Source organism: Lysinibacillus sp. YS11 (genome assembly GCF_002896375.1).
Taxonomy (GTDB): Bacteria; Bacillota; Bacilli; order Bacillales_A; family Planococcaceae; genus Lysinibacillus; species Lysinibacillus capsici.
Genome location: NZ_CP026007.1, coordinates 908316 through 934483, shown reverse-complemented (window position 1 = coordinate 934483; position 26168 = coordinate 908316). Strand labels below are relative to the sequence as shown.

Sequence of the window (26168 nt, the reverse complement as noted above, 5' to 3'; positions counted from 1 at the left end):
CCTTACACAAAGTAAATTTCTATTCTTCAATTAATGTTGCTGTTGACTTTCCCACTTCTTTTGGTGGGCAGCTAAAGCGTCAGCAGTGATTTTATCTGGATCTTTTTGCTCAGATCGATACCATCTTGTGAAGATCGTACCAATTAGTACACCAAAAATAAGCTCTTGTAGGATTTTCATTAACACGCCACCTAATTGCTGATCTGCAACTGGTTTCATGTCTGTAAATAGCTCTGGTCCAGATAAAGATAATCCTGACAATGTAGAGGCTGGTACACAAAGCTCCATTGCCTTTAACCATGCATCACCGTTTGTATATGTCTCATACATTGCATTTGGCGCAAAGATGATTAATCCACAAGCAGGTGTAATTAAAACAGCATTAGCAATAATATACGCCAATTTATGCAAAGGCTTCATTTGATTACTATTTGGCAAATTTTGAATTAAAGGCCAGTACATAAACACTGCAGATAGAAATAATACAAATGTATAGGTACCATGTAATGTTTCATTTAATTTAATGTAATCCAATATGGACGGTAAATGATAGAAAGAAAATAGACCGATAAATACAAAGACAGCAACAACTGGTAATGTTAGCACTTTAAACAAAGTTCTAACTACAGGTGCCTCAATAGCCACCTTCCAAACCCACCAGGGAATCCCTTTAATTAAGAAAATAGGGACCAGCAATAACAGAATAGCCATTTGCACCATGTGCATGGTAAACATAATATGAGCCATTAAATCAATCGGAGATCCTTTGATAATATAGATGGTAATCATAGCTAAAACAAAGTAAATAGCTTCACTTTTTTTCAAAGGTTCACTTACTTTAAAATCTTTACGCCACTTTGTTGTGACTAAAAAATAGATGATTGTTATAAAAACAAGAACCCCTATTAAATACGGGCTCCACAATGCTTGGAAACCAAATATACTAAGTGGCATATGGAACGCACTCCTTTAAACTTCAGTACTCCTATTATAAAACGCTTACAGCTATACTGCAATGAACGAAAGGTGAACAAATGTTAAGTTTCAACAGTGTTGCCTCTTTGGATACCTAAATAACCTCAAAACATAAGAAAAGCACGTTCGTACAAAATAACGAACGTGCTTTTTTGGTGATTACCACCAAATGATTGTTAAAAATGCTAAGAAGAATGTAAATGCGATTAAAATTCCCATCCACATGAAGAAACCAATAACACCACCAAAGTGAGTTTTTTATCTTCTAAGTGCATGAAAGAATAAAGTTGAAGTACAACTTGAACGCCAGCCAATAATAATACGAATGGCATAATTAAGTATTTAGAAAAATCAGCTGCAACTACTGCGAATGCGATAAAAGTGAAGAAAATCATAATCGCAAAGTTGATTACTTGTTTACGCATATGAACGGCATTATGATGACGATCATACTCATACTGTGCCTGTGACTTAGCAACTATAGGTGTATCGTGTGAAGACATTATCCGATCACTCCCATCAAGTATACTACTGTAAAGATAAATACCCAAACTACGTCGATAAAGTGCCAATATAAAGCAGCAACGAAGAATTTAGGTGCATTGTACAGGTTTAATCCACGTTTAGCATTACGGATCATTAAAGTACCAATCCATACAAGACCTAAAGTTACGTGGAAACCGTGTGTACCAACTAACGAATAAAACGCTGTTGCGAATGCAGATTGATTAAATGTAAAACCAAGGTGCACATAGTGGTTGAACTCATAGATTTCAAGTGCTAAGAATCCAAGACCTAAAGCTAATGTAATCGCTAACCAAGTTTGCATACCTTTAAAGTTAAAGTTACGCATATGGTAAATTGCATAAACAGATGTTAGTGATGATGTTAATAATAACATCGTCATAGCAAATGCTAATGGTAATTCAAATAAACCTTGAGTTGTGAACTCCATGCCAGCTGGCCCTTTGTTCTTAAGCGCTAAATAAGTAGCGAATAAACTTGCGAAAAGTACAACTTCACAGGCAAGGAAAATCCAGAAACCAACGACTTTATTTTTACCTTCCATCGTAGCTTGTTCAGGATGATCTGGCCAAGTATGAGGAGTAAATTTAGTATTGAAATCCATTATTTATTTCCTCCTTTGCCGTAAAGATGTTCTTCAATTTCAAGAATTTCTTCTTTGTGTAAATGGAAACCATGATCGTCTTTAACAGAACGAGCAATCATCGCACCAAATGTAATTGCTAAACCAATGATTAATACATAAATAGACCATGGCTTATCTGCGTCTGGATTGTAAAGTGCACCAAATGCTGCAATAAACATACCTAATGAAATAACGAATGGAATCGCTGAGTTATTTGGCATATGGATATCACCTAGTGGCTCAGCAAATGTTACTTCTTTATTACCTTCTTGTTTTTCAATCCACCATGGATCTAAACCACGAACAAGTGGAGTTTGACGGAAATTATAGAATGGAATTGGTTGTGGAATTGACCATTCTAAAGTACGTCCATCGCCCCAAGGATCGCGTCCTGCTGGTTTGCCCTTAATGGACATTAAGCAGTTGATTACCATTAAGATAACCCCTACACCCATCATTAATGCACCGATTGTAGAGATATAGTTGAATTGATCCCAACCTTGACCTTCCATGTAAGTGAATACACGACGTGGCATACCCATCAAACCTAAGAAATGTTGAAGGAAGAATGTTAAATGGAATCCGATAAAGAATACCCAGAAAGTAATTTTACCAAGCGTTTCGTTTAACATACGGTTGAAGAAAATTGGCCAGTAGAAGTGCGCTGAACCGAATAATGCTGTAACGATACCACCAACGATTACGTAGTGGAAGTGAGCAACGATAAAGTAAGAATCATGTAATTGATAGTCAAGAGGTGCAGATGCTTGCATGACCCCTGTAACACCACCCGCAACGAATGACGGGATAAATCCAAGTGCATAAAGCATTGGTGTTGTAACTTTAATAGATCCACCCCAAATAGTTAGGATCCAGTTGAATACTTTCATACCTGTTGGAACCGCAATTGCCATTGTTGCAACAGCGAAGATTGCGTTTGCTGTTGGCCCAAGACCAACTGTAAACATATGGTGAGCCCAAACCATGAACCCTAAGAAACCAATTAAAATTGTAGCGAATACCATTGAAGAGTATCCGAATAGACGTTTACGAGAGAACGCTGGAATAATCTCAGAGAATAAACCGAATGCTGGTAATACTAAGATATAAACCTCTGGGTGTCCGAAGATCCAGAATAAGTGTTCCCAAATTACTGTGTTACCACCCATTGTATGGTCAAAGAAGTTACCACCGAACATACGGTCAAATAACATCATTAATAAACCAATTGTTAATGGAGGGAATGCGAATAAGATTAAGGCACTTGATACAAGAGCAGTCCAAGTGAATAATGGCATACGCATAAATGTCATACCTGGAGCACGCATTGTAATAATCGTAACGATAAAGTTAAGACCTGAAATTAATGTACCTGCCCCTGAAATTTGTAAACCAAGAACATAGAAATCAATACCATGTCCTGGAGAGTATAAAGATAATGATGCATAAGAAGTCCAGCCCGCATCAGGAGCGCCACCCATAAAGAATGACAGGTGAAGGAATACTGCACCTAGGAAGAATAACCAGAACCCTAATGAGTTAAGGAACGGGAATGCAACGTCACGCGCACCAATTTGTAATGGTACAAGCATGTTCATAAATGCGAATAGTAGTGGCGTAGCAGCTAGGAATAACATTGTTGTTCCATGCATTGTTAATAATTCATTGAAAAAACCAGCTGATACGAAATCATTATTTGGTTTCATTAATTGAATACGCATTAATAATGCTTCAAAACCAGCGATAGCGAAGAACAATGTACCGGCTAATAAATACATCACTGCTAACTTTTTATGGTCAACAGTAGTGATGTAATCCCAGACAGCTGCTCCAAAGCCCTTTTTCTGTGTGTATGAGCTCACAACTTTTACCTCCCTCAAAATTTGTTACATAGAACGAAAATTATTTTTCTACTGATAAGCCCATGATGTAAGTTGCAAGAGCTTCAATTTCTTCATCAGATAAATTACCGTAGATAGGCGCAGTGCCTTCAGCATTCATCATTAAGTTACCTGGTTTAAATTCCTCAGGGTTTTTAATCCAAGCTTTTAAACTTTCTTCATTATGCTCTAAGAAACCAGCAACACGGTTACGGTCACCAAACGTAGTTAAGTTTGGACCTGGTGTACCGCCTGCTCCTGAACCAGAGATAGCATGACAGCCTAAGCAGCTATTTGCAAAAGTTGCTTCACCAAGATCTGTTGAAGCTTTGTCAGCAGTTTGTCCTTCAGTTGCTTTCATTGCATCAACCCATGCATCAAATGCGTCTGGGCTTAATGTTTTTACTTTAAAGTCCATTAATGCATGTGAAGGTCCACATAATTCAGCACATTTTCCATAAAATACGCCATCTTTAAGATCTTTTGATTCTTTATCGAATACTAAGTAGAATTTGTTTAAGTTTTCCACGTTTGTATCCATTTTACCGCCTACAGCAGGAATCCAGAATGAGTGCTTAACATCGGCAGCTTTTAAATTAAAGTAAACTTTTTCACCTGTTGGTACCACTAACTCTTGAGCCGTTACGATACCTTGGTTAGGATATTCGAATTCCCACCAGTATAATTTTGCCGTTACATTGATCGTTAGGGCTGTTTTGTTCCCTTCTTCATCTACCTCATCCATTGCAGCAACATCTGCAAATTTATAAGTAGTTGTAACAACTGGTACAGCGATAATTAATAATAAAATAATCGGAATAACTGTCCAAATCACTTCTAAAGTATGACTACCCTCTACTTGCTTAGGGATAACATTTTCACCTACGCGTGCACGACGGTATTTTAGGAATGCAAGTAAATAGATAACAGATACTATTACTACTACTAGCGTCATAATTACAGTAGTTAACAGTAATAAATTTAATTGTTGTTTACCTACTTCTCCAGATGGTTTTAGTGTAGAAAGATAATCTTCACCACAACCTGAAAGGAAAACCATCATCACTGCTAGAAGTGAAAAAAGACGCCATTTTTTAAGCCCTTTCATCATAGCTTAATTAAACCCCTCTTTCTTTGTTGTATTTTCATGTGTACCTAGGACATCAGTTCTGTCTATATGAATTCTTATAAAAAGAAAGAATCCCTAACTTTAGCTAAACACCGCAAATATTATGATGGCTACAAATAGTATGGTCATATGATTCAACGAATAAATAAACATTTTATTTGCCCATTTCATATCATCTTTTGTTGTAAAGCCTTTCAGAGCTAGTATTAACCAACCCAAGTTCAATGCAGTAGCAAGAGTTAAAAAGCCAATTCCAAGCTCTGTTAAAAGGAAAGGTAACGGTAATAATAAAAGAATCCAGAATAACATTGAGTACTTTGTACGTTTAAATCCCTTTACAACAGGTAGCATTGGTATTTTAGCTGCACGATATTCCTCAGTCCGTTTCATTGCAAGCGCATAGAAATGTGGTGGTTGCCATGCAAACATGATAAGGAATAAGGCTAGTGCTCCTGGACCTAAGGCAGGCTCAATCGCTGCGAATCCAATAACAGGAGGAATAGCCCCCGAAATACTACCTACAACCGTGTTACTAACATGCTTCCTCTTTGACCACATTGAATACAGAACGACATAAGCAAATATTCCTACTAGTCCCCACATGCCGGCTGCAAACGATGCCGCAAATAACAAAATTTCACCTACAATTAAAAATGAGAGGGCAATGGTCAACACAAAGTTTGGCTTAAATCTGCCTGTCACTGTCGGTCTTGCCTTAGTTCTTTTCATGATGGGATCTATATCCTGATCAATGAAGTTATTCATTGCACCTGAGCCACCAATGATTAATGCCGCACCCAGCATGGTGTAAAATATGACATCAAGCTCTTGCAAGAAATGTCTACTAGTAAACTGAAAAGCCAGCCACATCCCTGTAAACGTTGTGACAAGATTCGAGTTAACGATTCCAATTTTTATTAGTGCTAAGAAATCTTTTACAACAGATGTTGTTTCTGGACCAGGATTTCTAGTAGCCGCCAGTGTACGACCGTTTGACATAATACCTCTCCTTTCATTTTTGTAAGCATATTCCGCTAACAATAACTATAGCGAAATTTGCGATTGATTTCTAGACATTAAGTGAAATTTAGATGAAGTTGTAAAAATTAGTTTTGTCTAGAAATATAATTAAAAACAACATATCTATAGTAAAACATTTTCTAAAATGAATTGTGAAGGTTAAAGCACGAAATTATGAACAATTTGTGAAATGGAATCGACATCTAGTAGTCCCTTCTCTTTACAAGTTGTTTTTTATACGTATTTTCGATATTATCTAGTAGCAGAAACATTACGTTCTTGTAATGTTGATAGATAAAGTAGGTGACTCATTTTATGCAACACAACAGGTATTTGAAGTGGTTTGCTGTTGCCGCTACAGTAGGGATGCTCCTTATATTACTAGGTGGGGCTCTCGTTACCAAAACAGATAGTGGCCTAGGCTGTGGTCGAAACTGGCCTGATTGTAATGGATCTCTTATTCCAAAGGAGATTACACCAGAAGTCCTTATTGAATTCTCACATCGTCTCGTAACAGGAGTTGTATCTATCTCAATTCTTGTGTTAACCGTTTGGACATGGCGTAAGCTCGGACATATTCGCGAAGTAAAACTATTAGGTTTCCTAGCAATGTTTTTCTTAATCGCGCAAGCTCTTATTGGAGCAGCTCAAGTATTATGGGGGCAAGGTGATTTCATCTTAGCACTTCATTTTGGGATATCTCTGATTTCCTTTGCCGCGGTTCTTCTTCTCTCTATGATTGTATTTGAAGTCGATCGGAAATTTGATGCCGATAACGTATTTATCGGAAAAAAGTTACGTTGGCATACAATTGCTGTCACAATTTATTCTTATTTAGTCGTTTATACTGGGGCGCTAGTTCGACATACAGATTCGAGCTTAATTTGTCCCGATTGGCCATTTTGCTATAATGAAACACCTTTGGCACCCCCGAATAATATGTATGAATGGGTGCAAATGGGACATCGATTAGCTGTTCTTATTATTTTCATTTGGATAGCATACATAACTTGGCACGCTGTAAAGGAATATAAACATCAACGTGTTATCTACTATGGATGGATAATTGCCTTTACTATAGTAGTTTTACAAGTTATTGCAGGTATGTTAGTAGTTCTTACGAAACTGAATTTAACGGTAGCTTTACTGCATTCATTATTTATTTCCCTTTTATTCGGTTTATTATGCTATATGATCATGCTAGTTGCTCGAAGTAATTATAATGAGAAAAAGAAATAACCCAGAAATAGCCCATTAAAAAAGATTCGCCACCAAAGATGTGTCGAATCTTTTTTCTATGACTATTTTTGTTTCTTCATAGCTTCAGTCCCTATAATTCCAACAATTAAAATAATCATGGATACCAGTGCATAATCTTTAAAAAATGTTGTAAAAGGAATGTCGAAATATCGACAAATTAGCGTTACGAGACGGCCTCCTAATAAAATTAAACCAATGACTAACATCCAGTTAAATAGCGCTCTAAGCATTTTTTGGCCCCTCTACTTTCATTGCTGTCCATATAATATTTGTTACTTCGAGACTGTAATCCTCTGCCGCAATAGCAAGCGGTCCCCCTATAAGCATGTATTCACCAATCGCTCCTTGAATTACTTTTGCCATTACATTGACAGAGCGAACACTAAATGTCCCCTGTTTTTTACCATCTTCCAAAATATTGCATAATGCCGTCAATAGTGGGTCTTCCTCTCCATCTGGCAGTTTATAGTAAGGGGTGTCATGCGCAGTCCGAGTGTTGAAGACAATTTCTAATAATGCTGCATTTTCTTTTGGGTGTGTCGCTTGATAAGCAATGCTTGCCTCTATGAAGTTTGCTAATTGTGTGACAGGGTCACTGGCAGTATATGTTTTTGTCAAAATGAAAGTTGTGGATTGCTCAATTAGTGCTTGCAGACTTTGATTGATTAAATCTTGTCGATCTACAAAGTGATAAGAAATTAATGCTGTGCTAATAGAAGCACGTTTAGCGATTTGTGCTAAACTCGCCTTTACATAGCCTATATCATCAAGTGTCGCTATCGTAGCTTCAATAATTTGCTGCTTTCTTGCTTCCTGAATAAAGGTATTTTTATTGTTATCCATAGAATTCTCCTGATTGATTGAATAAACATTTTCCTGATTAAGTAATCAGATTTTATATGATTTATCGCTTAAACACAATAAAAAAGGTTATGTAGATACTAATAAAAGCATCTAATAACCTTTTTTTCATGACTATTTATTCAATTTCAATTAATAGATCCCCTGTTGAAATGGCATCTCCTGCACTTGCATATACCTCTTTTACAATGCCGTCTTTAGGTGCTTGGACAGTTGTTTCCATTTTCATGGCTTCTGTAATTAACAGGTGATCACCACGTTTAACAGGACTACCTTTAGAAACAACAACTTTCAACACAGTACCTGGCATTGTAGCACCGATTTGGTTTGGATTGCTTGGATCGGCTTTTAATGCTAAATTGCCATCAACCTCAACAGTCATATCTTGAATCACCAATTCACGCGATTGGCCATTGAGCTCAAAGTAAAGGACACGTGTTCCATTGTGTTGTGGTTCCCCGATTGAAACGAGTTTAATAATCAATGTTTTACCTTTTTCAATTTCGACCTCAATAATTTCACCAAGCTTTAAGCCATATAAGAATGTCGGTGTGTCAAGAACTGAAATATTACCAAAGGATTCTGCTGTTTTCGCATATTCCTCAAAGACTTTTGGATAAAGTGCATAAGCCAGTACATCTTTTTTCGTAACTGGGCGATTTAACTTTTCCTCTAGAACAGCCTCTAATTGATCAAATTGAATAGGCTCTAATAATTCTCCTGGACGAACTGTAATTGCTTCTCGATCTTTTAACACTACTTGTTGTAATGCCTCTGGGAACCCGCCATGTGGCTGCCCAAGATAACCTTGGAAGAATTCAATCACAGAATCTGGGAAGTCAATCGTTTTCCCTCTTGTTAAGACTGTATTTTCGTCTAGATCATTTTGCACCATAAATAAAGCCATATCACCCACTACCTTGGAGGATGGTGTAACTTTAACAATATCACCAAATAGTAGATTTACACGGGAATACATGCGTTTCACTTCTTCCCATCGATCACCAAGCCCTACAGCTTTTGCTTGTTGCTGTAAGTTACTATACTGACCACCAGGCATCTCATGTACGTAAATCTCAGAATGCGGGCTGATCATGCCACTTTCAAAATCTTTATAGTATTTACGAACATCTTCCCAGTAGTACGATAATTTTTCTAATGCATCAATATCCGCTCGTACCTCACGTTTGCCGCCCTTCATTGCATAGTACAAGGAGTTTGCACTTGGTTGAGATGTTAGACCTGCCATAGATCCAAGAGCTGTATCAATAATATCAACACCTGCTTCTATCGCTTTAGCATATAAGTAAATTCCATTGCCACTAGTATCATGTGTATGCAAGTGGATTGGCAGACTTGTCGTCTCTTTTAACTCGGAAATTAAACGGTACGCCGCTTCCGGTTTCAATAAACCAGCCATATCTTTAATCGCTAAAATATGGGCACCAGCTGCTTCAAGCTCTTTCGCCATATCCTTATAGTATTGCACTGAATATTTCGCACGACTGTCATCGAGGATATCCCCCGTATAACAGATGGCTGCTTCAGCAATTTTTCCTGATTGACGCACAGCATCTATCGCTACTTCCATGCCTTTAATCCAATTTAAGCTATCGAAAATACGGAATACATCAATTCCTGATGAAGCCGATTCAGCGATAAATTCTCGGATTAGATTGTCAGGATAGTTTGTATAACCAACAGCATTAGCTCCACGCAGTAACATCTGGAATAACACATTCGGCACTTGCTCACGCAGTTTCGCTAGCCGCTCCCATGGATCTTCTTTTAAGAAGCGATATGCTACATCGAATGTTGCACCGCCCCACATTTCCAGCGAGAATAACTGATGCATCATGCGAGCTGTTGCATCTGCAATTTGATACATATCCTGTGAACGAACACGTGTTGCAAGCAGGGATTGGTGAGCATCGCGGAATGTAGTATCTGTTAGTAGTACGTCTTCCTGTGCTAAAATCCACTGCACTAAGCCATCTGCTCCCTGTGTATCTAAAATCTGCTTTGTACCTGCTGGTGGTACAATTAAAGGATCAATTTTAGGTTGGTTTGGCTGGACAAAGATAGGTTTTGACTTCTTCTCTACACCAGGGAAGCCATTTAAGGTCACATTCCCAATATAGCTTAACAGCTTTGTTCCACGGTCTTTACGCACAGGGAACTCGAAAAGCTCTGGTGTTGTATCAATAAAGCTAGTATCAAAGGCCCCTGATAAAAACTTTTCATGAGTCACCACATTATTTAAAAACGGAATATTCGTTTTAACGCCACGAATACGGAATTCTTTTAAATTACGATCCATTTTCGCTGCAGCTTCTTTAAAGTTCATACCCGAAGTAGAAATTTTCACCAACAAAGAGTCATAGTATGGTGTAACGACAGCACCCTGGAAGCCATTCCCAGCATCTAATCGCACGCCAAAACCACCACTTGAACGGTAAACCATTAACTTTCCTGTATCTGGCATAAAGTCATTTGCAGGGTCTTCTGTTGTCACACGTGCTTGAATGGCATAGCCAATCATTGGCATATCTTCTTGCTTTGGCATATGAATTTCTTCACTGTGAAGTCCATAGCCTGCCGCTACCTTAATTTGGGCATGGACGATATCAACACCTGTAATCATTTCTGTAATTGTATGTTCTACTTGAATGCGAGGGTTTACCTCGATGAAATAAAAATCGTCTCCTGCGACTAAAAATTCCACTGTCCCTGCATTTATGTACGAGACATTCTTCATTAATTTCACAGCAGCATCGCAAATACGATTTCTTAACTCTTGTGAAATCGAATGAGATGGCGCAATTTCTACCACTTTTTGATGTCGACGCTGAATTGAGCAATCACGCTCATATAAATGCACAATATTGCCATGCTTATCGCCAATAATTTGTACTTCAATGTGTTTTGGTTTTATGATTGCTTTTTCTACATATACTTCATCGGAACCAAAAGCAGCCTTTGCCTCAGATTTTGCTCTTTCATAGGAGGAAGCAAGATCCTCTGGCGTATGGACTAGACGCATCCCTCGACCACCACCGCCAAGTGCTGCCTTAATCATAACTGGATAGCCATAATTGCTAGCAAACATCTCGACCTCTGCTAGATCGGCTACTGGGCCATCTGTACCAGGAATAACAGGAATCTCAGCCGCAATGGCTTGAGAACGTGCTTTGACCTTATCTCCAAACATATCTAAATGCTGAGAAGTTGGTCCGATAAAGACAATGCCCTCTTCCTCACAGCGACGTGCAAATTCCACGTTTTCTGATAAAAAACCATACCCTGGATGAATCGCATCAACATCTGCATCTTTTGCGATGGCAATAATACCTTCAATATCTAAATAAGCATCGATTGGTTTCTTGCCAGCTCCCACTAAATAAGCTTCATCTGCTTTAAAGCGATGAAAAGCACCACTATCTTCTCTTGAATAGATGGCAACAGTTTGGATATTCAGCTCCGTACAAGCACGGAAAATACGAATTGCAATTTCTCCTCGATTGGCTACGAGAATTTTGTTGATTGATTCCATAGGTATCCCCCTTTATGATTGTGTTTTTTTCCTCTCTACCTTTTCAAACATAGAAACATTGATCAATATTCCCATCGCTAAAGATAGAATGATTATAGATGTACCGCCATAGCTTATAAAAGGTAACGTTACACCGGTTAACGGGATTAACCCGGTTACACCCCCAAGATTAATAAATGATTGCCAGCCTATCCAGCTCGCAATACCAGCCGCAATCATGCGTGCCAATGGATCTTTTGTCCGCAATGCAATAGAAAAACCTTTATATACAATAAATCCCAAGCCACATAAGACAATCAAAACGCCCCATATCCCTAACTCTTCCATTATGATTGCCATAATAAAATCTGTTTGTGGTTCAGGCAAGTATCCTAGTTTTTGAATGGATTGACCTAGACCACGTCCCTCTAAGCCGCCTCCGCCAATGGCATAATAACTATTCACCACTTGGTGACCACTACCATCCTCATATTCAAACGGATTTAAGTAAGACAATATCCGTCCTTTTCGATTTCCTGTTAGTAGCTCTCCCTTAAATATCCATAGAATACCAAGAATAGCTGTACCAAACGCACCTAATACACCGAAAAATTTCCAAAATGTTCTAAATGGAATACCACTTGAAGCTACAACTGAAACAGCAATACCACATAGAATAATCACTGCTCCTAAGTCTGTTTCAAAGGCTACCCCAGCAACCACTAAAATCCATAGAAAAATTGGGTAAAAAATTTCAGTCGGTTGTAGCTTTTCAAACGTATATTTTTGCGCTTTTCGATAAAAAGCAGCTGCAAAATATAAAATTATAAATAGTTTCGCATACTCTGAAGGTTGAAAATTCCCTAAACCTGGGATAGCAATCCAACTTTGAGAGCCTACTTCTTCTGCCCCATTCCCTGCTACTTTTACCCATGTAAATAACACAACCAATACAACAGTTAGCAATAACATAATATTCTTATTCGCATAATGTTTATATGGGAAAAATGCTGTAATGATAAAGCCAAGAAATGCCACCATTAAATTGGTCACTTGCTTTTGATAAAAATAATCAGGTGCTTGACCTTTTTGAACAATAGCAACCATCATACTTGAACTGTAAATCATTATTAATCCAAATAAACTTAATAATAGGACCGTAAAAAATAAGGGATAATCAAAATTTTGTGCGTAGCGTTTTAAGTATTGTCTCATTGGAAAACCTCGTTCTAGTAAAAAAACTCAAAGCGCAAAGAAGCGTTTGAGTTTTTCTTTTTATTTGTCTGTATACGCGTCGTGTAGTACAGAAAGTTCCTTCTCGAGTGAATCGAGAATTTCTTTGCCTTTTTCACGTTCAATCAATCCAAGCTTCACAGCAAAGTCAATTTCACGTGATAGACCGAACATTTGTGTATCTAATACTTCCTCATATAAAGGGCATTGTGGCATTGTTAAATGATCCATTTGTACTCGAATAAGGCGAGCAATCTTATCTGCATCAGCAACTAATAGCTCCAAAGCCTTCTCTTGAAAAGAAGTTTGTGATTTCGTATCCATGAGGACGCCCCCATTATCTGATATTTCTTCGATTCTATCTTAATAAAGTTTATCTTTTAGTCGATAAAAATGCAAGTGTCTTCATTGGAAAATAGAGAATTCGAATTATATTTCTTTATTATCTCTAGGCATTAGCGTTATACTATGTCATGGATATACAAGATTTGAGGAGGATTTCTATTATGGAAACAATAATTCCTATCACAGGTGCAGTCACATACCAACTAACATTAGATCCTACTGTGTGGATTTTCGATGATCGTAAATTAGATTTAAACACTTACTTCACTACTCAAAATGTTGAGGAAGATGCTGACGTCAAATATATGCGTGAAGTAGGAGCACACTGGTCACGTGAAATTATGGAAGGAGCAACTTTCCCACCTACATTAAAATCAGAAAGGAAATTTGACCGTAAAGGAATGGAGACAGGTACATTTGGTATCGAATTAAGTCATTTCTTGAAGAATGCTGAAATTAAACCAGAAGCGACAAAAATCGTCTTAACTTGCAAAGATGGCGAAGAATATCCTTTCACAATTGAAGAAGCTTATACACTTATTTTAAAATATAGCCAAGACGGTAAGCCTCTTTTAGAAGACGGTCCCATCCATGTATTACTAAGAGACGGTTCAAATATTGACAATCCTATTAAAAACGTATCAGCCATTCGCGCTGAATAGGAGGGAATGCAATGCGCGTTAAATGCGTTATTTGCGATACGATTCATAATTTAGATGATAATTTACCTTTAGCAAAAAAATTGCGTAATCGACCAATTCATACTTATATGTGCGATATTTGTCATGATCGCATTTCGGAAAATACTGTAGCACGAATGGAAACAGGCAATTTCCGTTTTTATCGTACTTCACCCCAAATGGATAAAGAATTTTAACTAAAGAACAGATTAAAAAGAGGTGCCTCTATTTTGAGACACCTCTTTTTTTACTATCCATTATTTTTAATAATCGTTTTTTCAACTAATTCTACAACTTGATACATAATGGTAGCAAAAAAGGCAATGATCAGAAGTGACATAAGGACAAGGTTAAAATTAAATACTTGGAAGCCATAGATAATTAAATAACCAAGTCCTTTTGAAGCTACTAAAAATTCCCCTACAATAACCCCTACCCATGATAAGCCAACATTCACTTTCAAGGTCGAAATGATTGTAGGAAATGAGGCTGGCAAAATGACCTCACGAAAGATTTGCCATCTTGTCGCTCCAAAGGTTTGTAAAACCTTACTATAATTCGGATCGACACCTTTAAATGCCGTATATACAACAATCGTTGTTATAATGATGGATATTAATGCACCCATAGCTATGATAGAAAAATAACCTGGGCCGAGTGCAACAATCAAAATCGGACCAAGTGCAACTTTTGGCATCGCGTTTAAAATTACTAGATAGGGATCGAGTACTTTTGATAGTAACGGGGACCACCACAAGACAACAGCTATCAATGTTCCTAATAAAGTCCCCGCTAAAAAGCCAATTACGGTCTCCATTAATGTAACACTCACATGCAATGTTAAAGAACCGTCAATGACTTTCTCAATAAATGTATGCCATACATGAGTTGGCGAGCTAAAAATTAACCGATCAATCCATTCTAATCTTGAAAGCAGCTCCCATCCACCAAAGAATAGCAGTAAAATAATAAGCTGATATATTCGAACATAGCGTTTTTCTTTTTTTAACAATTGCTGATATTGCTTAAATAATGTATTATCCAAGGCTCTCCAGCTCCTTCCAAATAGTTTGGAAAATATCTGCATAGGCTGGATGCTGTCTTACATCAAAAGGTGATAGTTCATTAAGGGCTTTAGGTATTTCAAACACTTTGTGAACTGCCCCTGGGTTTGCAGAAAATAGAACTACGCGCTCACTCATTGCGATTGCTTCACCAATATCATGTGTCACAAGAATAGCAGTCTTTTTATAAGTTTTTAATGTTTCCACCACTAAATCCTCAAGCTTTAATTTCGACTGATAATCTAACGCTGAAAATGGTTCATCTAATAATAAAATTTTAGGATTTACAGCTAAGGTACGAGCAAGGGCCACACGTTGCCGCATACCTCCTGATAATTCTCGAGGGTAATTGTTCCCCACATGCGGTAATCCTACTTCCTGTAATAACGCATTGGCCGTTACTTTATGTGTTTTATGACTTTTCTCCATTATTTTCAAGCCGATTGTGACGTTTTCTTCAATGGTCTTCCAAGGAAATAAATAGTCCTGCTGAAGCATATAGCCAATGCTTGATTGATTACTTGCTGATAGCTTTTCACCATCTATATAAACATTGCCTTCAGTGGCAGGGAATAATCCTGCAATAATTGATAATAATGTGGTTTTACCGCAGCCACTCGGCCCAATAAACGAAACAAACTCTCCTTCATGAATGGCTAAACTGATATCACGTAATACTTCCTTTGCCTGTGTACTTGAAAAATAACTATGGTGAATATTCTCCAGCTGTAAAAATTCCATATTACTCAGCAGCCTTTTTGGCAAAAGTAGTGTTCACAAGTTTTTCATACTCCACTCGTTGAGGAAGTTCACCTGCTTCCTCCATAATTGTTTGCAAGTTATCCCACTCTCCTTCATCAAGGATTGGGTCAGTAGCATAAGAGCCTTGTGCTTTATATCGCTCAATTACCGTTTCAATTATCTCTATATCCACATTTTCAAAATACGGTTGAATAATTTTTGCTACTTCAGCAGCACTTTCATTTTGCACAAAATCCTGTGCTCGTTTCAATGCATTTGTAAAGGCTTGAACAGTTGAAGCTTCATCCTTTAAATAACTACTTTTAGCCATAAAGGACGTGTAAGGAAGATTACCAGACTCCGTTCCAAACGAAGCTACAATATAACCTTTTCCTTCTTTCTCAAAGACACTCGCAGTAGGTTCAAATAATTGAACATAGTCACCAGTACCTGATGCAAAAGCAGTAGCAATGTTGGCAAAATCAATATTTTGAATGAGCGTTAAATCATTTACAGGGTCGATGCCATGTTTTTTCAGCACGAATTCACCTGCCATTTGTGGCATTCCACCTTTACGTTGCCCCAAAAACGTTGAGCCCTTCAATTGATCCCACGAAAAATTATCTATCTTATCTCTTGCCACTAAAAAGGTACCATCCGTTTGTGTTAACTGTGCAAAATTTTGAATGGGATCATTTGCACCTTGTAAAGTGACATAAATAGACGTCTCCGACCCAACTAAAGCTATATCAATTCCATCTGACAGTAACGCCGTCATCGTTTTATCGCCACCTGCAATCGTTTGTAGCTCAACAGAAAGACCCTCCTCCTCGAAGAAACCTTTCTCAAGTGCTACATATTGAGGCGCATAGAAAATCGAACGAGTTACTTCTCCTACTTTGACTTTTTCTAGCTCTGCTTTATTACATGCCGTCAAAGAAAGGAGTAACAAAGCAATGACACCTAATAATAAACCTCTTGTAAGCCAACGCATTCCCTTTCCTCCTTGATGTGTTGAAAATAAGCCTATCGACATTAACTTATTCACATAAGAAGATTTCGGTGCCTATCATTTTTTAATTTGTGTAGAGTGCGGGTGTTTCTTCAGCTTGACTACAAGGGAAACATACAAAAAAAAACAGCCTTAGCATTAAAACCGCTAAGACTGTTTATAACAGATAAAAAGTTCTTATTATAAAGTACGTAATTGTTATTGATTGGTAGCTTGTTGCTCTTCTCTTTTTTCACGCCATAGTCTTGTTTTATAGACAATTAGAATTAAGGCCGCTACAATCAGACCTTCAATCATTGGTAAGAATAGGGCGAAGAATGTAAGCATGATACAACCTAAAAATAGGAACGCATAAATAATAATATTTTGAGATAACTTTAATTTCTTGGCAAAGCCTAGTTTATAGACAATGGCAGAAAGTACAAATACAAGAAGAAATACAACATAACCTGCTATTTCATAGCTTGGTAAATTTTCATATAAAAATCTAGTGATACCAGCCATTCTCCCATATACTCGTGTTGTTTCATCTGTACCTGTCTGTGCAGCAACTTGAATAACATTTAGTTCACCCAGTAAAGCGGACTTCAGATCCAAGACTCCTCTTCCTTTCGTGGAAGCAAAAAATTATTGTTCAGCGTTTTTTAGTTTTTTCGCTATTCTTTCACGTTCATTTTTATCTAGAATTTGTTTACGAAGGCGAATAGATTCTGGAGTGATTTCTAAATACTCATCATCATTTAAGAACTCTAATGCTTCTTCTAGTGTTAATAGACGCGGCTTTTTAATAACGTTTGTTGCATCTTTTGTCGCAGAACGAACATTCGTTTTTTGCTTCATTTTTGTTATGTTTACAGTGATATCATTATCACGTGTATTTTCACCAACAATCATACCTTCATAAATTTCAGTACCTGGCTCAACAAATAGTGTACCACGGTCCTCTACTTGCATCATACCATAAGTTGTCGATTTACCAGTTTCCATGGATACAAGAACACCTTGGTGACGTCCACCAATACGGCCTGGAATATATGGTTGGTAACAATCGAATGTATGGTTAATGATACCAAAACCTTTCGTCATAGACATGAATTCTGTTGTATATCCAATTAAACCACGGGCAGGAACAAGGAATGTTAAACGTACTTGGCCATTGCCATTGTTCACCATATCCAACATTTCACCTTTACGCGTACCAATCGATTCAATAACCGAACCTACATTTTCTTCTGGAACATCAATTTGTACACGTTCAAATGGTTCACATTTTACACCATCAATTTCACGAATGATAACTTGAGGTTTTGATACTTGTAGTTCAAAGCCTTCACGGCGCATATTTTCAATAAGAATTGATAAATGTAGCTCACCACGTCCAGAAACCGTCCATGCATCTGGTGAATCTGTATCTTCTACACGTAGAGATACGTCCGTTTGAAGTTGTGAACGTAAACGCTCTTCTACTTTACGAGCAGTTACCCATTTCCCTTCACGACCTGCAAACGGTGAATTATTCACTAAGAAAGTCATTTGTAATGTTGGCTCGTCTATACGTAATGGTGTTAAAGCTTCTTGATGTTCCACCGGACATACTGTTTCCCCAACGTTGATGTCTTCCATACCTGAAACAGCAATTAAGTCACCAGCTTTTGCTGATTGGATTTCTTCACGTTTTAAACCAAAGAAACCAAATAGTTTCGTTACACGGAATTGTTTCACAGTCCCATCTAACTTCATTAAAGCAACTTGTTGTCCTACTTCAATTGTTCCGCGGAATACGCGTCCAATCCCAATACGACCAACATAATCATTGTAGTCAAGTAATGCCACTTGGAATTGTAATGGATCTGCTGAGTTGTCTACTGGTGCAGGAATTGCTTCAATTACCTTTTCAAATAGACATTGCATATTTTCTTCTTGTTTTGCTGGATCAGCATCAAGAGAAGCTGTACCGTTTACACCTGATGCATACACAACAGGGAAATCTAATTGATCATCATCAGCGCCTAGCTCGATGAATAATTCTAATACTTCATCTACTACTTCTAAAGGACGAGCTGAATCTTTATCGACTTTGTTTACAACTACAATCGGTGTTAACTTTTGTTCCAACGCTTTTTTCAGTACAAAGCGTGTTTGCGGCATACAACCCTCATACGCATCGACAACTAGTAAAACGCCATCTACCATTTTTAAAATACGTTCTACCTCACCACCGAAGTCGGCGTGTCCAGGCGTATCAAGGATGTTAATACGAGTTCCGTTATAGTTTACTGCAGTATTTTTTGCTAAAATTGTAATACCACGTTCGCGTTCAATATCATTAGAGTCCATTGCACGTTCTTCAACATGTTCGTTTGAACGGAATGTACCTGATTGTTTTAATAATTGGTCGACTAAAGTAGTTTTACCATGGTCAACGTGGGCGATAATTGCGATATTGCGAAGATCTTGACGTAAGTTTGTCATTATTCCACTCCATATTCTTTTTTCGAATGTTTAACTGTGATATTATAGCACAAGAAGGATAGAAATGTCCTTATTAGAATTTCCATCATTCTAAAAAATATATTTGATCGACAAATTTTTTATATAGGAGGCTAGGCTATGAATCGTGCAAAAATCGTAATGGCCATCTATGCATTGGCAGCTGTATTAGCAATGTGTTCTATCGGCTACTCTGTTGCAGCTAGTAATGTATTTGGTGTAATAGCTGGTATTGTGGCTACTTGTGTCATTTTCATGACAGCCTTTAAAATGAAGCGTAAACTACGTGCGCAAGGATTACTTTAAAGAACATAAAAAGGAGCTGTCTAATAAATAGACGGCTCCTTTTTATTCATATGGCACTATATATTTTTCTAATAATTCTTTATGAATAGCGGGATTAGCAATAATAAATGTATCCTGATGAAGGAAATCAAAGCCTTCACCATGTAGATTTGTAGCAACTGCTCCAACTTCCTGAGCAATGATGGTCCCTCCTGCGATATCCCATGGTGCTAAACGCATAGAGACATAGGCATCTAATTTGCCACTTACAACAAATGCAATTTCCATTGCTGCGGAGCCATAGGACCGTGTACCGCGAACTTTACGAACCATATCTATCACCTTTTCATGGTGAATATGTCGATTAGGTGCGACCCAATGTGCATTTATGCCAATGACAGACTCCTCCATTGTAACAGACTGTAGTTTACGCAATGGTGAATCATTATACCATGCGCCTTGCCCCTCGATGGCACTAAATAAATCCTCCCGCATGACATCAAATATGTAACCTAACTTTCCTACGCCATTAACAAAAATACCGATTGAAATCATAAAATGGCGATGCTGTTTAACAAAATTCATCGTTCCATCAATTGGATCAATAATCCAAACTACACCATCTAGTGATTTAACCTGTTCGCCCATTCCTTCTTCCCCTAGAATTTTATGGGTTGGATCAAAAGCTTTAATTTGCTCAATAAAGAATAACTCCGTCTCTCGATCAATATTGGTAACGAGGTCATTTGCACCTGATTTTGTCTCAATTACTAGATTATACGAAAAAGCCTCTCGAATACGTCGCCCAGCTTCAAAAATAATATCTTTTGCAAATTTATCAATTTGTTGTAAATCCACTCATAACCCACCCTTCGAATATAAGAAAAGGCCTTTTATATTAATCGCTCTCGTATGTTTATGATGCCTTTTCCCACTACTTCACAACTTTTGCTATATAAAACCTAGTACTACCTTATGATATAATTTCTATTTTACCCTTTGTCACAATAAAAATCACCTGCTGTCGGAATATTCAGCAAGTGATTTTTTAAATGGGTATTAGATTTTGATTACGCATAGGCGTGCAAACTTTCAAGTTCCATCTGAATTTCTGCCAGACGTTTTTTACTTTTTTCAATTTCCATGTCATTTTTTTCATTCATTGCTGCAAAAAGTGAAGCTAATTCATAATCTAATTCTAATTGTAAAATGTGCTCATATTGCTTTTCAATGTCAACTTTACGTATAATTTTTACGAATGGTTTCATAAAAAACACTTCCTTTTTTAATTTTTTTACAAAAACTTTACTCATTTGATAAAGTTCTTGTTATAAGATTTTTTCCCAAATTCAGCGTAAAATAAACCTTATAAAACGAAAGGAGTAAAATAAAATTGCCAAAAATAAAGTGGACAAACAAAGACTTTAAGGTTTTTACAATAGACGGTTTAGAACAAAGAATGGATGCTTTAAATTTACATGTACGTCCAAAATTTAATCAGCTAGGTGAAGATTTTTCTGCATTTTTCTCTAGCCAATTAGGTGAAGAATTCTTCCCGCATGTGGCTAAACATGCTCGAAGAACTGTTAACCCTCCAAAAGATAGTTGGGTTGCCTTCGCCCCTTATAAAAGAGGTTATAAATCATTGCCTCACTTTCAGATTGGTCTATGGCACACACATTTATTCATCGTCTTAGCTATTATTTATGAAGCGCCTCAAAAAAATGTTATGGCTGAGCGTTTACTAGCTCATAAATCTTTAATTGAGCAGCTTCCAGATGATTTTATCGTGTCAGGAGATCATATGTCCCCTGAGGCTGTTTCTCTCGAAGTGGCAAAAGAAGACAAGCTTGAAGAAATGCTTATTCGCCTACGAGATGTCAAAAAGGGTGAGTTTTTAATTGGCCGTCATATTCCAAAAGAACAAGCAACCAAACTAACAGCAAGCGAATTACATCAATTAACAGAAGACACATTTAACAGCTTACTTCCTCTTTACAACATTATTGTTGGAAAATAAGCTAACCTTATAAAGTTTTTTATTGATGTAGTTTATGCAATATGTCGTTTTTTAACACAAAAAAATAAAGAGTGGATGTGAGTTGATCTCACATCCACTTTTTTTAATGGCCATTTCTTGGGGTAACTTTTATAATCATCCCATCTTCGGCTTCCTTTGTTTGTTTTACAACTGGATAGCTAATGTAGCCACTCGCCTCTTCAAATTCGCGAAAAATTGATTTTTCCTCTGCTTGGGAAGGAACAATCTCTTTAAAGCGTCGATATTTAGCTAGCATAACTTCACGCTTGATGCCTTTTTCATAAGCTTTCTCAATTCCCTCAAAGAATTGAACAACATCCACAATCTCTTCTGTGGACCAATCAGTTGAAAACGGATAAGAGTATTCCATTCGACAAAACCACCTTTACGTTATTGCCCCCATTTTAACCGTATACTTTCAGCTTCTGCAACCATTCTCTTAATAAGGTCATCAACGGTTGGGATATCGTGAATCATTCCAGTCACTTGTCCAGCCCAGCCAAAGCCCTGTTCCTTATCACCATCGTAAATAAAGCGTTTATTTGCTGAACCACTTATATATTCTTTCAACGCCTCATATGTTGGTGTTTTTTCCTCAATTTCCAAAATCTTTGTAGTAAAGTCATTGCGTAATGCACGAGCCGGCGCACCAATTGAGCGCTTAATAATGGTTGTATCTGCTTCAGTACTTGCAACTAGTGCCTCTTTATAAGCCTCAGAAGCATCAACACACTCTCGTGTTGCTATAAAACGAGTGCCCATTTCAATGCCTTCAGCTCCCAATGCTTGAGCAGCCATCCAGCCGCGTCCATCACCAATTCCACCTGAAGCAATGACAGGAATACTAACACTATCAACCACCTGGGGAACAAGAACCATTGTACCGACATCATCACGCCCAAGATGACCGCCACCCTCTTGACCCACAACCATTACAGCATCTGCTCCAAGCTGTTCAGCCTTTTGAGCTTGTCTACGAGCAGCTACAAGGACTAATTTTTTTATAGCTGTGCCTGCCAGTAAATTAAATATAGGCGCTGGATTTCCCCCTGTCATTGTAACAACTGGAACTTCTTCTTCGATTGCAACGCGCACCATATCCTCATAGCCTGTACCATGCATGCCAATCGCAAAATTTACGCCAAAAGGTTTATCTGTTAATGTTCGTACCTTATGGATCTCTGCTCGTAATAATTCAGGATCTCGTAAACTCATAGCCGTTATTTGCCCTAAACCACCAGCATTCGACACAGCTGCGGCTAAATCAGCATATGCTAAATAGGCTAATCCCCCTTGAATAATTGGATATTTAACCTGTAAAAGATCCGTCACACGTGTATTCCAATTCATAGTACCTCCCCTTTCGTTCAATACTATTTTCTCGGTATCCTGAAAAAAATCCTTTTATTTTTTAGGAAAAGCCTATTTTTTCGTGTCGTTAGGTGCTATAATTCATTTGTTTTCTTAGATATTATAAAGTGAGGTGGTACCTGCGTTGTCACAATTAGAGACTCCATTGTTCGACGTATTATTAAAACATCGGAACAGACATCCCATTCAGTTCCATATTCCAGGCCATAAGAAAGGGCAAGGAATGGATCCTGCTTTCCGAGAATTCGTCGGCGACAACGTTTTATCAATTGATTTAATTAATATTGCTCCACTAGACGATTTACATTCACCAAAGGGTGCTATAAAAGAAGCGCAAAACTTAGCAGCTGAAGCCTTTGGTGCTGATCATACATTCTTTTCCGTTCAAGGTACTAGTGGCGCCATCATGACGATGATTCTGACCGTCGTCGGTCCAGGTGATAAAATTCTAGTGCCACGGAATGTTCATAAATCTATTATGTCGGCGATTGTATTCGCTGGTGCCATTCCAATTTTTATTCATCCTGAAGTTGACAGCGAATATGGGATTTCTCATGGCATATCCCCTGAAGCTGTTGAAAAAGCATTAAATGCTTACCCAGATACAAAGGCAGTACTTGTTATTAATCCAACATATTTTGGCTTTACAGCTGATTTAAAGCGTATTGTGGAGATTGCTCATGACCGTAATATTCCGGTAGTAGTAGATGAAGCGCATGGTGTACACATAAAATTCCATGATGACCTTCCATATTCAGCTATGGAAGCAGGTGCTGACATGGCAGCAACAAGCGTTCATAAGCTTGGTGGCTCCATGACACAAACGTCTATTTTAAATGTACGTGAGGGTCTTGTTTCTGCAAAACGTGTACAAGCTGTATTTTCTATGTTAACAACTACATCGACATCCTATCCATTACTTGCTTCACTTGACACAGCTCGACGTCAGTTAGCCATTCATGGATACGATTTAATTGACGATGCATTACGTTTAGCAAAGGATGCTCGTAAACGCATCAATCAAATACCACATTTAAAGTGTGCAGGTAAGGAAAAGTTACATTCTTCTGCAACTTATGATATGGATCCATTAAAACTTCTGATTAGTGTGAAAGATTTAGGTATTTCTGGTCATCGAGCTGAGGAATGGTTGCGTTATAATGCCAATATTGAAGTCGAATTGTCTGACCTTTATAATATCTTATGTTTAGTGACTTTAGGAGATACAAAAAAGGAAATTAATCTTTTAATAAATGCGTTAACTCGTATGTCAAAAGCATTTGATTCTGAAGCGGCTATAACAGAGGCTTTGGTAAATGTGCCAGAAATTCCAGCTCTCGCCATGTCTCCGCGTGATGCTTTTTATGCAGATACAGAAGTCGTTCCTCTTGCAGAAGCAGATAACTGTATTTGTGCAGAATTTATTATGGTATATCCTCCTGGGATTCCTATTTTTATTCCCGGGGAAATAATTACTCAAGAAAATATTCATTATATTCAAATGAATATTGAAGCAGGTTTACCCGTTCAAGGACCAGAGGATACAACATTAAAAACAATTCGTGTTATCAAAGAACGTAAGCCAATTTTCTAAAAAATATAAGCTAGCTCTTCAATATGAAGGGCTAGCTTTTATATTTATAAATACAGATGTGAGTATATTTTCTTGTTGAACACAACCAGAAAACATTCTCTTCATTACAAAATAGCTATAATAGAATATTATCTGAAGTTTTTTTCATTTCATTTTCACAATGAATAATTGCTTCTAGAAATAACCATTTATTTAAAACAAAAGGGTTGTTTCTTATCTTTTTTGAGACAGCTCCTTTTTCTATAAAGCACCATTCTATTATAAAAATAAATACACAAATAAAGGGCAGAAGAAGGCTCCGATAACAGCCGTTAAGCCCATTGATAAGGAACCAACTGATAATTCCTGTTCCCCATATTCTCTTAATTTCACAAGACCTACCCCATGTGAGGCACTTCCTACTGCCACTCCCCTACTCACGGCAGAGTCAATTTTGCCATACTTAATGACTAACGGTCCGATAATGGCCCCTACAAACCCTGCAATCATGACGAAAACAGCCGTTAAAGGAGGAATGCCCCCAATCGTTTCGCTCACCTGCATTCCAACAGGCGTTGTTAACGATTTAGGTAAGGCTGTCAGCATCCAGCTAGGTTCTACACCGATCCATTTTAGTAACACAAAAATTGTCACTAAGCCTGTTATCATGCCGATGAGAAGTCCTGATAAAATAGAATACTTATATTTCATAATAATAGCTCGTTGATTATAGAGAGGATATGCAAGTGCCACAACAGCAGGCCCAAGCATTTTCTGAAGCCATTCCCCACCTTGCATATAAGTTGAATAAGGAATATCAAATACAAGTAAAATCATTGCACTGACAATCGTAGTCGTGACCAAGGGAATCATGATAGGATGGGGAAATCGTTGATAGAGCTTTGTAAATAAAATAAACATGATGATGGTGCTAAGGACAACCGTTACTTCAATCAACAGTTAATTCCCCCTTTCCTTCTTCCACACTAGGCTTTGAGCTTTCTTTTTTGGCCAGTTCTCTTTTTTCAATGAGTTGTGTCAGCAATCCTGTTACATAAATAGAGATTAATGTACTAGCAATAACTGCTAAAATGATGAGCAGACCAGTGAGTGTCATGAGCTCTGGATAATCAATAACACCTACAGTTGCTGGAATGAAAAACAACGTTAAGATACCAATTAAAAAACCTGCTCCATCTTGTATATATTCGACCTTAATAATTTTAAAATTGAGTGAAAGTGCTAATAAAAGTAAGCCAATGACGCTTCCTGGAAGAGGTATGTGCAGATAAGAAACAATGCCAACCCCCATGTAATAGAAAATAGTAAGTATACCGATTTGCACAATAATCCGAACAGCTCGTAACAACAACGTAGCAAAATTTTCGTTCAACATTTCGCCACTTTTCACCCCCTATATCGTTCATTCTACATCTGTAGGAATTTTCTGTCTATTGTAATTTTAGAAAAATAATAATCAAATACCGAAATATCCAAGCAATTCTATGAAACAGTATTAAAAGTCC

27 protein-coding genes and 1 pseudogene are annotated in these 26168 nt (G+C 37.6%); 6 read left to right on the top strand and 22 right to left on the bottom strand.

Features of this window, described 5'->3' with window-relative positions; all coding sequences use genetic code 11:
- Positions 1-30 precede the first annotated feature (30 nt).
- The 6 genes and pseudogenes from ctaG to cyoE all read right to left on the bottom strand — a co-directional run bounded on the left by ctaG (position 31) and on the right by cyoE (position 6133).
- A complete protein-coding gene (ctaG, locus tag LBYS11_RS04285; RefSeq protein ID WP_054549850.1) occupies positions 31-954 on the bottom strand; it encodes a cytochrome c oxidase assembly factor CtaG in 924 nt (307 codons plus the stop codon).
- 180 nt (positions 955-1134) lie between these two features.
- Positions 1135-1478: pseudogene (locus LBYS11_RS04280) on the bottom strand (cytochrome C oxidase subunit IV family protein).
- Positions 1478-2104: a cytochrome c oxidase subunit 3 gene (locus LBYS11_RS04275; RefSeq protein ID WP_004224788.1), complete on the bottom strand. Its 627-nt coding sequence runs from the start codon at positions 2102-2104 to the stop codon at positions 1478-1480. Before LBYS11_RS04275 ends, LBYS11_RS04280 begins: the two are co-directional and overlap by 1 nt.
- Positions 2104-3987, bottom strand: a complete 1884-nt coding sequence (ctaD, locus tag LBYS11_RS04270; protein WP_004224787.1) for a cytochrome c oxidase subunit I — start codon at positions 3985-3987, stop codon at positions 2104-2106. Before ctaD ends, LBYS11_RS04275 begins: the two co-directional genes overlap by 1 nt.
- A gap of 40 nt (positions 3988-4027) precedes the next feature.
- Positions 4028-5116, bottom strand: coding sequence for a cytochrome c oxidase subunit II (coxB, locus tag LBYS11_RS04265; protein WP_016992772.1), 1089 nt, complete (start codon positions 5114-5116; stop codon positions 4028-4030).
- A gap of 99 nt (positions 5117-5215) precedes the next feature.
- A complete protein-coding gene (gene cyoE / locus LBYS11_RS04260) occupies positions 5216-6133 on the bottom strand; it encodes a heme o synthase (protein WP_048394698.1) in 918 nt (305 codons plus the stop codon).
- A gap of 336 nt (positions 6134-6469) precedes the next feature.
- On the opposite strand from cyoE, the gene LBYS11_RS04255 reads away from it, so the two are divergent.
- Complete coding sequence (locus tag LBYS11_RS04255) at positions 6470-7393, top strand: COX15/CtaA family protein (protein WP_048394700.1); 924 nt, start codon at positions 6470-6472, stop codon at positions 7391-7393.
- 62 nt (positions 7394-7455) lie between these two features.
- Here the strand turns inward: LBYS11_RS04255 and LBYS11_RS04250 are convergent, their stop codons facing one another.
- The 5 genes from LBYS11_RS04250 to LBYS11_RS04230 all read right to left on the bottom strand — a co-directional run bounded on the left by LBYS11_RS04250 (position 7456) and on the right by LBYS11_RS04230 (position 13364).
- A complete protein-coding gene (locus LBYS11_RS04250; RefSeq protein ID WP_004224783.1) occupies positions 7456-7644 on the bottom strand; it encodes a hypothetical protein in 189 nt (62 codons plus the stop codon).
- Positions 7637-8257 (bottom strand): TetR/AcrR family transcriptional regulator, encoded by a 621-nt coding sequence (locus LBYS11_RS04245; RefSeq protein ID WP_103117535.1) that lies wholly within the window; start codon positions 8255-8257, stop codon positions 7637-7639. The genes LBYS11_RS04250 and LBYS11_RS04245 overlap by 8 nt, the downstream gene beginning before the upstream one ends.
- A 136-nt stretch (positions 8258-8393) precedes the next feature.
- On the bottom strand, positions 8394-11828 hold the full coding sequence (gene pyc / locus LBYS11_RS04240) for a pyruvate carboxylase (protein WP_103117534.1): 3435 nt from the start codon (positions 11826-11828) through the stop codon (positions 8394-8396).
- A 12-nt stretch (positions 11829-11840) separates the two neighbouring features.
- Positions 11841-13022, bottom strand: coding sequence for an FtsW/RodA/SpoVE family cell cycle protein (locus tag LBYS11_RS04235; protein WP_048394707.1), 1182 nt, complete (start codon positions 13020-13022; stop codon positions 11841-11843).
- A gap of 60 nt (positions 13023-13082) precedes the next feature.
- A complete protein-coding gene (locus LBYS11_RS04230; RefSeq protein ID WP_004224778.1) occupies positions 13083-13364 on the bottom strand; it encodes an Fpa/YlaN family protein in 282 nt (93 codons plus the stop codon).
- Positions 13365-13546: 182 nt separating this feature from the next.
- Between LBYS11_RS04230 and LBYS11_RS04225 the strand changes: the two genes are divergently transcribed.
- Together LBYS11_RS04225 and LBYS11_RS04220 are read left to right on the top strand one after the other, a co-directional pair.
- Complete coding sequence (locus LBYS11_RS04225) at positions 13547-14047, top strand: molybdopterin-binding protein (RefSeq protein ID WP_048394710.1); 501 nt, start codon at positions 13547-13549, stop codon at positions 14045-14047.
- An 11-nt stretch (positions 14048-14058) separates the two neighbouring features.
- The gene (locus tag LBYS11_RS04220; protein ID WP_048394712.1) at positions 14059-14262 is read left to right on the top strand and encodes a YlaI family protein; all 204 of its coding nucleotides are present in this window, start codon (positions 14059-14061) and stop codon (positions 14260-14262) included.
- 53 nt (positions 14263-14315) lie between these two features.
- Here the strand turns inward: LBYS11_RS04220 and LBYS11_RS04215 are convergent, their stop codons facing one another.
- From LBYS11_RS04215 to typA, 5 genes are all read right to left on the bottom strand, one after another.
- A complete protein-coding gene (locus LBYS11_RS04215) occupies positions 14316-15110 on the bottom strand; it encodes an ABC transporter permease (RefSeq protein WP_081010995.1) in 795 nt (264 codons plus the stop codon).
- Positions 15103-15870: an ABC transporter ATP-binding protein gene (locus tag LBYS11_RS04210; protein ID WP_048394715.1), complete on the bottom strand. Its 768-nt coding sequence runs from the start codon at positions 15868-15870 to the stop codon at positions 15103-15105. Before LBYS11_RS04210 ends, LBYS11_RS04215 begins: the two co-directional genes overlap by 8 nt.
- A 1-nt stretch (position 15871) precedes the next feature.
- Entirely contained in the window at positions 15872-16864 is a 993-nt protein-coding gene (locus LBYS11_RS04205) for an ABC transporter substrate-binding protein (RefSeq protein ID WP_048394717.1), read from the bottom strand.
- Between the two features lie 216 nt (positions 16865-17080).
- Complete coding sequence (locus LBYS11_RS04200) at positions 17081-17479, bottom strand: YlaH-like family protein (protein WP_004224772.1); 399 nt, start codon at positions 17477-17479, stop codon at positions 17081-17083.
- Positions 17480-17509: 30 nt separating this feature from the next.
- Complete coding sequence (gene typA, locus LBYS11_RS04195; RefSeq protein ID WP_054549845.1) at positions 17510-19354, bottom strand: translational GTPase TypA; 1845 nt, start codon at positions 19352-19354, stop codon at positions 17510-17512.
- A gap of 138 nt (positions 19355-19492) precedes the next feature.
- Between typA and LBYS11_RS04190 the strand changes: the two genes are divergently transcribed.
- The gene (locus LBYS11_RS04190) at positions 19493-19678 is read left to right on the top strand and encodes a DUF5325 family protein (RefSeq protein WP_004224770.1); all 186 of its coding nucleotides are present in this window, start codon (positions 19493-19495) and stop codon (positions 19676-19678) included.
- A 42-nt stretch (positions 19679-19720) separates the two neighbouring features.
- Here the strand turns inward: LBYS11_RS04190 and LBYS11_RS04185 are convergent, their stop codons facing one another.
- Positions 19721-20515, bottom strand: a complete 795-nt coding sequence (locus LBYS11_RS04185) for an inositol monophosphatase family protein (protein WP_004224769.1) — start codon at positions 20513-20515, stop codon at positions 19721-19723.
- A gap of 212 nt (positions 20516-20727) precedes the next feature.
- The gene (locus LBYS11_RS04180) at positions 20728-20925 is read right to left on the bottom strand and encodes a hypothetical protein (RefSeq protein WP_004224768.1); all 198 of its coding nucleotides are present in this window, start codon (positions 20923-20925) and stop codon (positions 20728-20730) included.
- Positions 20926-21050: 125 nt separating this feature from the next.
- Between LBYS11_RS04180 and LBYS11_RS04175 the strand changes: the two genes are divergently transcribed.
- The gene (locus LBYS11_RS04175; protein WP_048394721.1) at positions 21051-21677 is read left to right on the top strand and encodes a YktB family protein; all 627 of its coding nucleotides are present in this window, start codon (positions 21051-21053) and stop codon (positions 21675-21677) included.
- A 103-nt stretch (positions 21678-21780) separates the two neighbouring features.
- On the opposite strand, the gene LBYS11_RS04170 is transcribed toward LBYS11_RS04175, so the two are convergent.
- Both LBYS11_RS04170 and LBYS11_RS04165 read right to left on the bottom strand, forming a co-directional pair.
- Positions 21781-22068, bottom strand: a complete 288-nt coding sequence (locus tag LBYS11_RS04170) for a UPF0223 family protein (RefSeq protein ID WP_054549842.1) — start codon at positions 22066-22068, stop codon at positions 21781-21783.
- A gap of 20 nt (positions 22069-22088) precedes the next feature.
- On the bottom strand, positions 22089-23048 hold the full coding sequence (locus LBYS11_RS04165) for an NAD(P)H-dependent flavin oxidoreductase (RefSeq protein ID WP_048394725.1): 960 nt from the start codon (positions 23046-23048) through the stop codon (positions 22089-22091).
- A gap of 145 nt (positions 23049-23193) precedes the next feature.
- On the opposite strand from LBYS11_RS04165, the gene LBYS11_RS04160 reads away from it, so the two are divergent.
- The gene (locus LBYS11_RS04160) at positions 23194-24663 is read left to right on the top strand and encodes an aminotransferase class I/II-fold pyridoxal phosphate-dependent enzyme (RefSeq protein ID WP_004224764.1); all 1470 of its coding nucleotides are present in this window, start codon (positions 23194-23196) and stop codon (positions 24661-24663) included.
- A gap of 258 nt (positions 24664-24921) precedes the next feature.
- Here LBYS11_RS04160 and LBYS11_RS04155 read toward each other — a convergent pair whose 3' ends face one another.
- Entirely contained in the window at positions 24922-25599 is a 678-nt protein-coding gene (locus tag LBYS11_RS04155) for an LrgB family protein (protein WP_083225344.1), read from the bottom strand.
- Positions 25592-26038 (bottom strand): CidA/LrgA family protein, encoded by a 447-nt coding sequence (locus LBYS11_RS04150; RefSeq protein WP_233436304.1) that lies wholly within the window; start codon positions 26036-26038, stop codon positions 25592-25594. The genes LBYS11_RS04155 and LBYS11_RS04150 overlap by 8 nt, the downstream gene beginning before the upstream one ends.
- Positions 26039-26168 lie beyond the last annotated feature (130 nt).

Coding starts and splice junctions, on each gene's coding strand:
- ctaG (WP_054549850.1), bottom strand. CDS start 954: ATGCCACTTAGTATATTTGGTTTCCAAGCATTGTGGAGCCCGTATTTA.
- LBYS11_RS04275 (WP_004224788.1), bottom strand. CDS start 2,104: ATGGATTTCAATACTAAATTTACTCCTCATACTTGGCCAGATCATCCT.
- coxB (WP_016992772.1), bottom strand. CDS start 5,116: ATGATGAAAGGGCTTAAAAAATGGCGTCTTTTTTCACTTCTAGCAGTG.
- cyoE (WP_048394698.1), bottom strand. CDS start 6,133: ATGTCAAACGGTCGTACACTGGCGGCTACTAGAAATCCTGGTCCAGAA.
- LBYS11_RS04255 (WP_048394700.1), top strand. CDS start 6,470: ATGCAACACAACAGGTATTTGAAGTGGTTTGCTGTTGCCGCTACAGTA.
- LBYS11_RS04250 (WP_004224783.1), bottom strand. CDS start 7,644: ATGCTTAGAGCGCTATTTAACTGGATGTTAGTCATTGGTTTAATTTTA.
- LBYS11_RS04245 (WP_103117535.1), bottom strand. CDS start 8,257: ATGGATAACAATAAAAATACCTTTATTCAGGAAGCAAGAAAGCAGCAA.
- pyc (WP_103117534.1), bottom strand. CDS start 11,828: ATGGAATCAATCAACAAAATTCTCGTAGCCAATCGAGGAGAAATTGCA.
- LBYS11_RS04235 (WP_048394707.1), bottom strand. CDS start 13,022: ATGAGACAATACTTAAAACGCTACGCACAAAATTTTGATTATCCCTTA.
- LBYS11_RS04230 (WP_004224778.1), bottom strand. CDS start 13,364: ATGGATACGAAATCACAAACTTCTTTTCAAGAGAAGGCTTTGGAGCTA.
- LBYS11_RS04225 (WP_048394710.1), top strand. CDS start 13,547: ATGGAAACAATAATTCCTATCACAGGTGCAGTCACATACCAACTAACA.
- LBYS11_RS04220 (WP_048394712.1), top strand. CDS start 14,059: ATGCGCGTTAAATGCGTTATTTGCGATACGATTCATAATTTAGATGAT.
- LBYS11_RS04210 (WP_048394715.1), bottom strand. CDS start 15,870: ATGGAATTTTTACAGCTGGAGAATATTCACCATAGTTATTTTTCAAGT.
- LBYS11_RS04205 (WP_048394717.1), bottom strand. CDS start 16,864: ATGCGTTGGCTTACAAGAGGTTTATTATTAGGTGTCATTGCTTTGTTA.
- typA (WP_054549845.1), bottom strand. CDS start 19,354: ATGACAAACTTACGTCAAGATCTTCGCAATATCGCAATTATCGCCCAC.
- LBYS11_RS04190 (WP_004224770.1), top strand. CDS start 19,493: ATGAATCGTGCAAAAATCGTAATGGCCATCTATGCATTGGCAGCTGTA.
- LBYS11_RS04180 (WP_004224768.1), bottom strand. CDS start 20,925: ATGAAACCATTCGTAAAAATTATACGTAAAGTTGACATTGAAAAGCAA.
- LBYS11_RS04170 (WP_054549842.1), bottom strand. CDS start 22,068: ATGGAATACTCTTATCCGTTTTCAACTGATTGGTCCACAGAAGAGATT.
- LBYS11_RS04165 (WP_048394725.1), bottom strand. CDS start 23,048: ATGAATTGGAATACACGTGTGACGGATCTTTTACAGGTTAAATATCCA.
- LBYS11_RS04150 (WP_233436304.1), bottom strand. CDS start 26,038: ATGTTGAACGAAAATTTTGCTACGTTGTTGTTACGAGCTGTTCGGATT.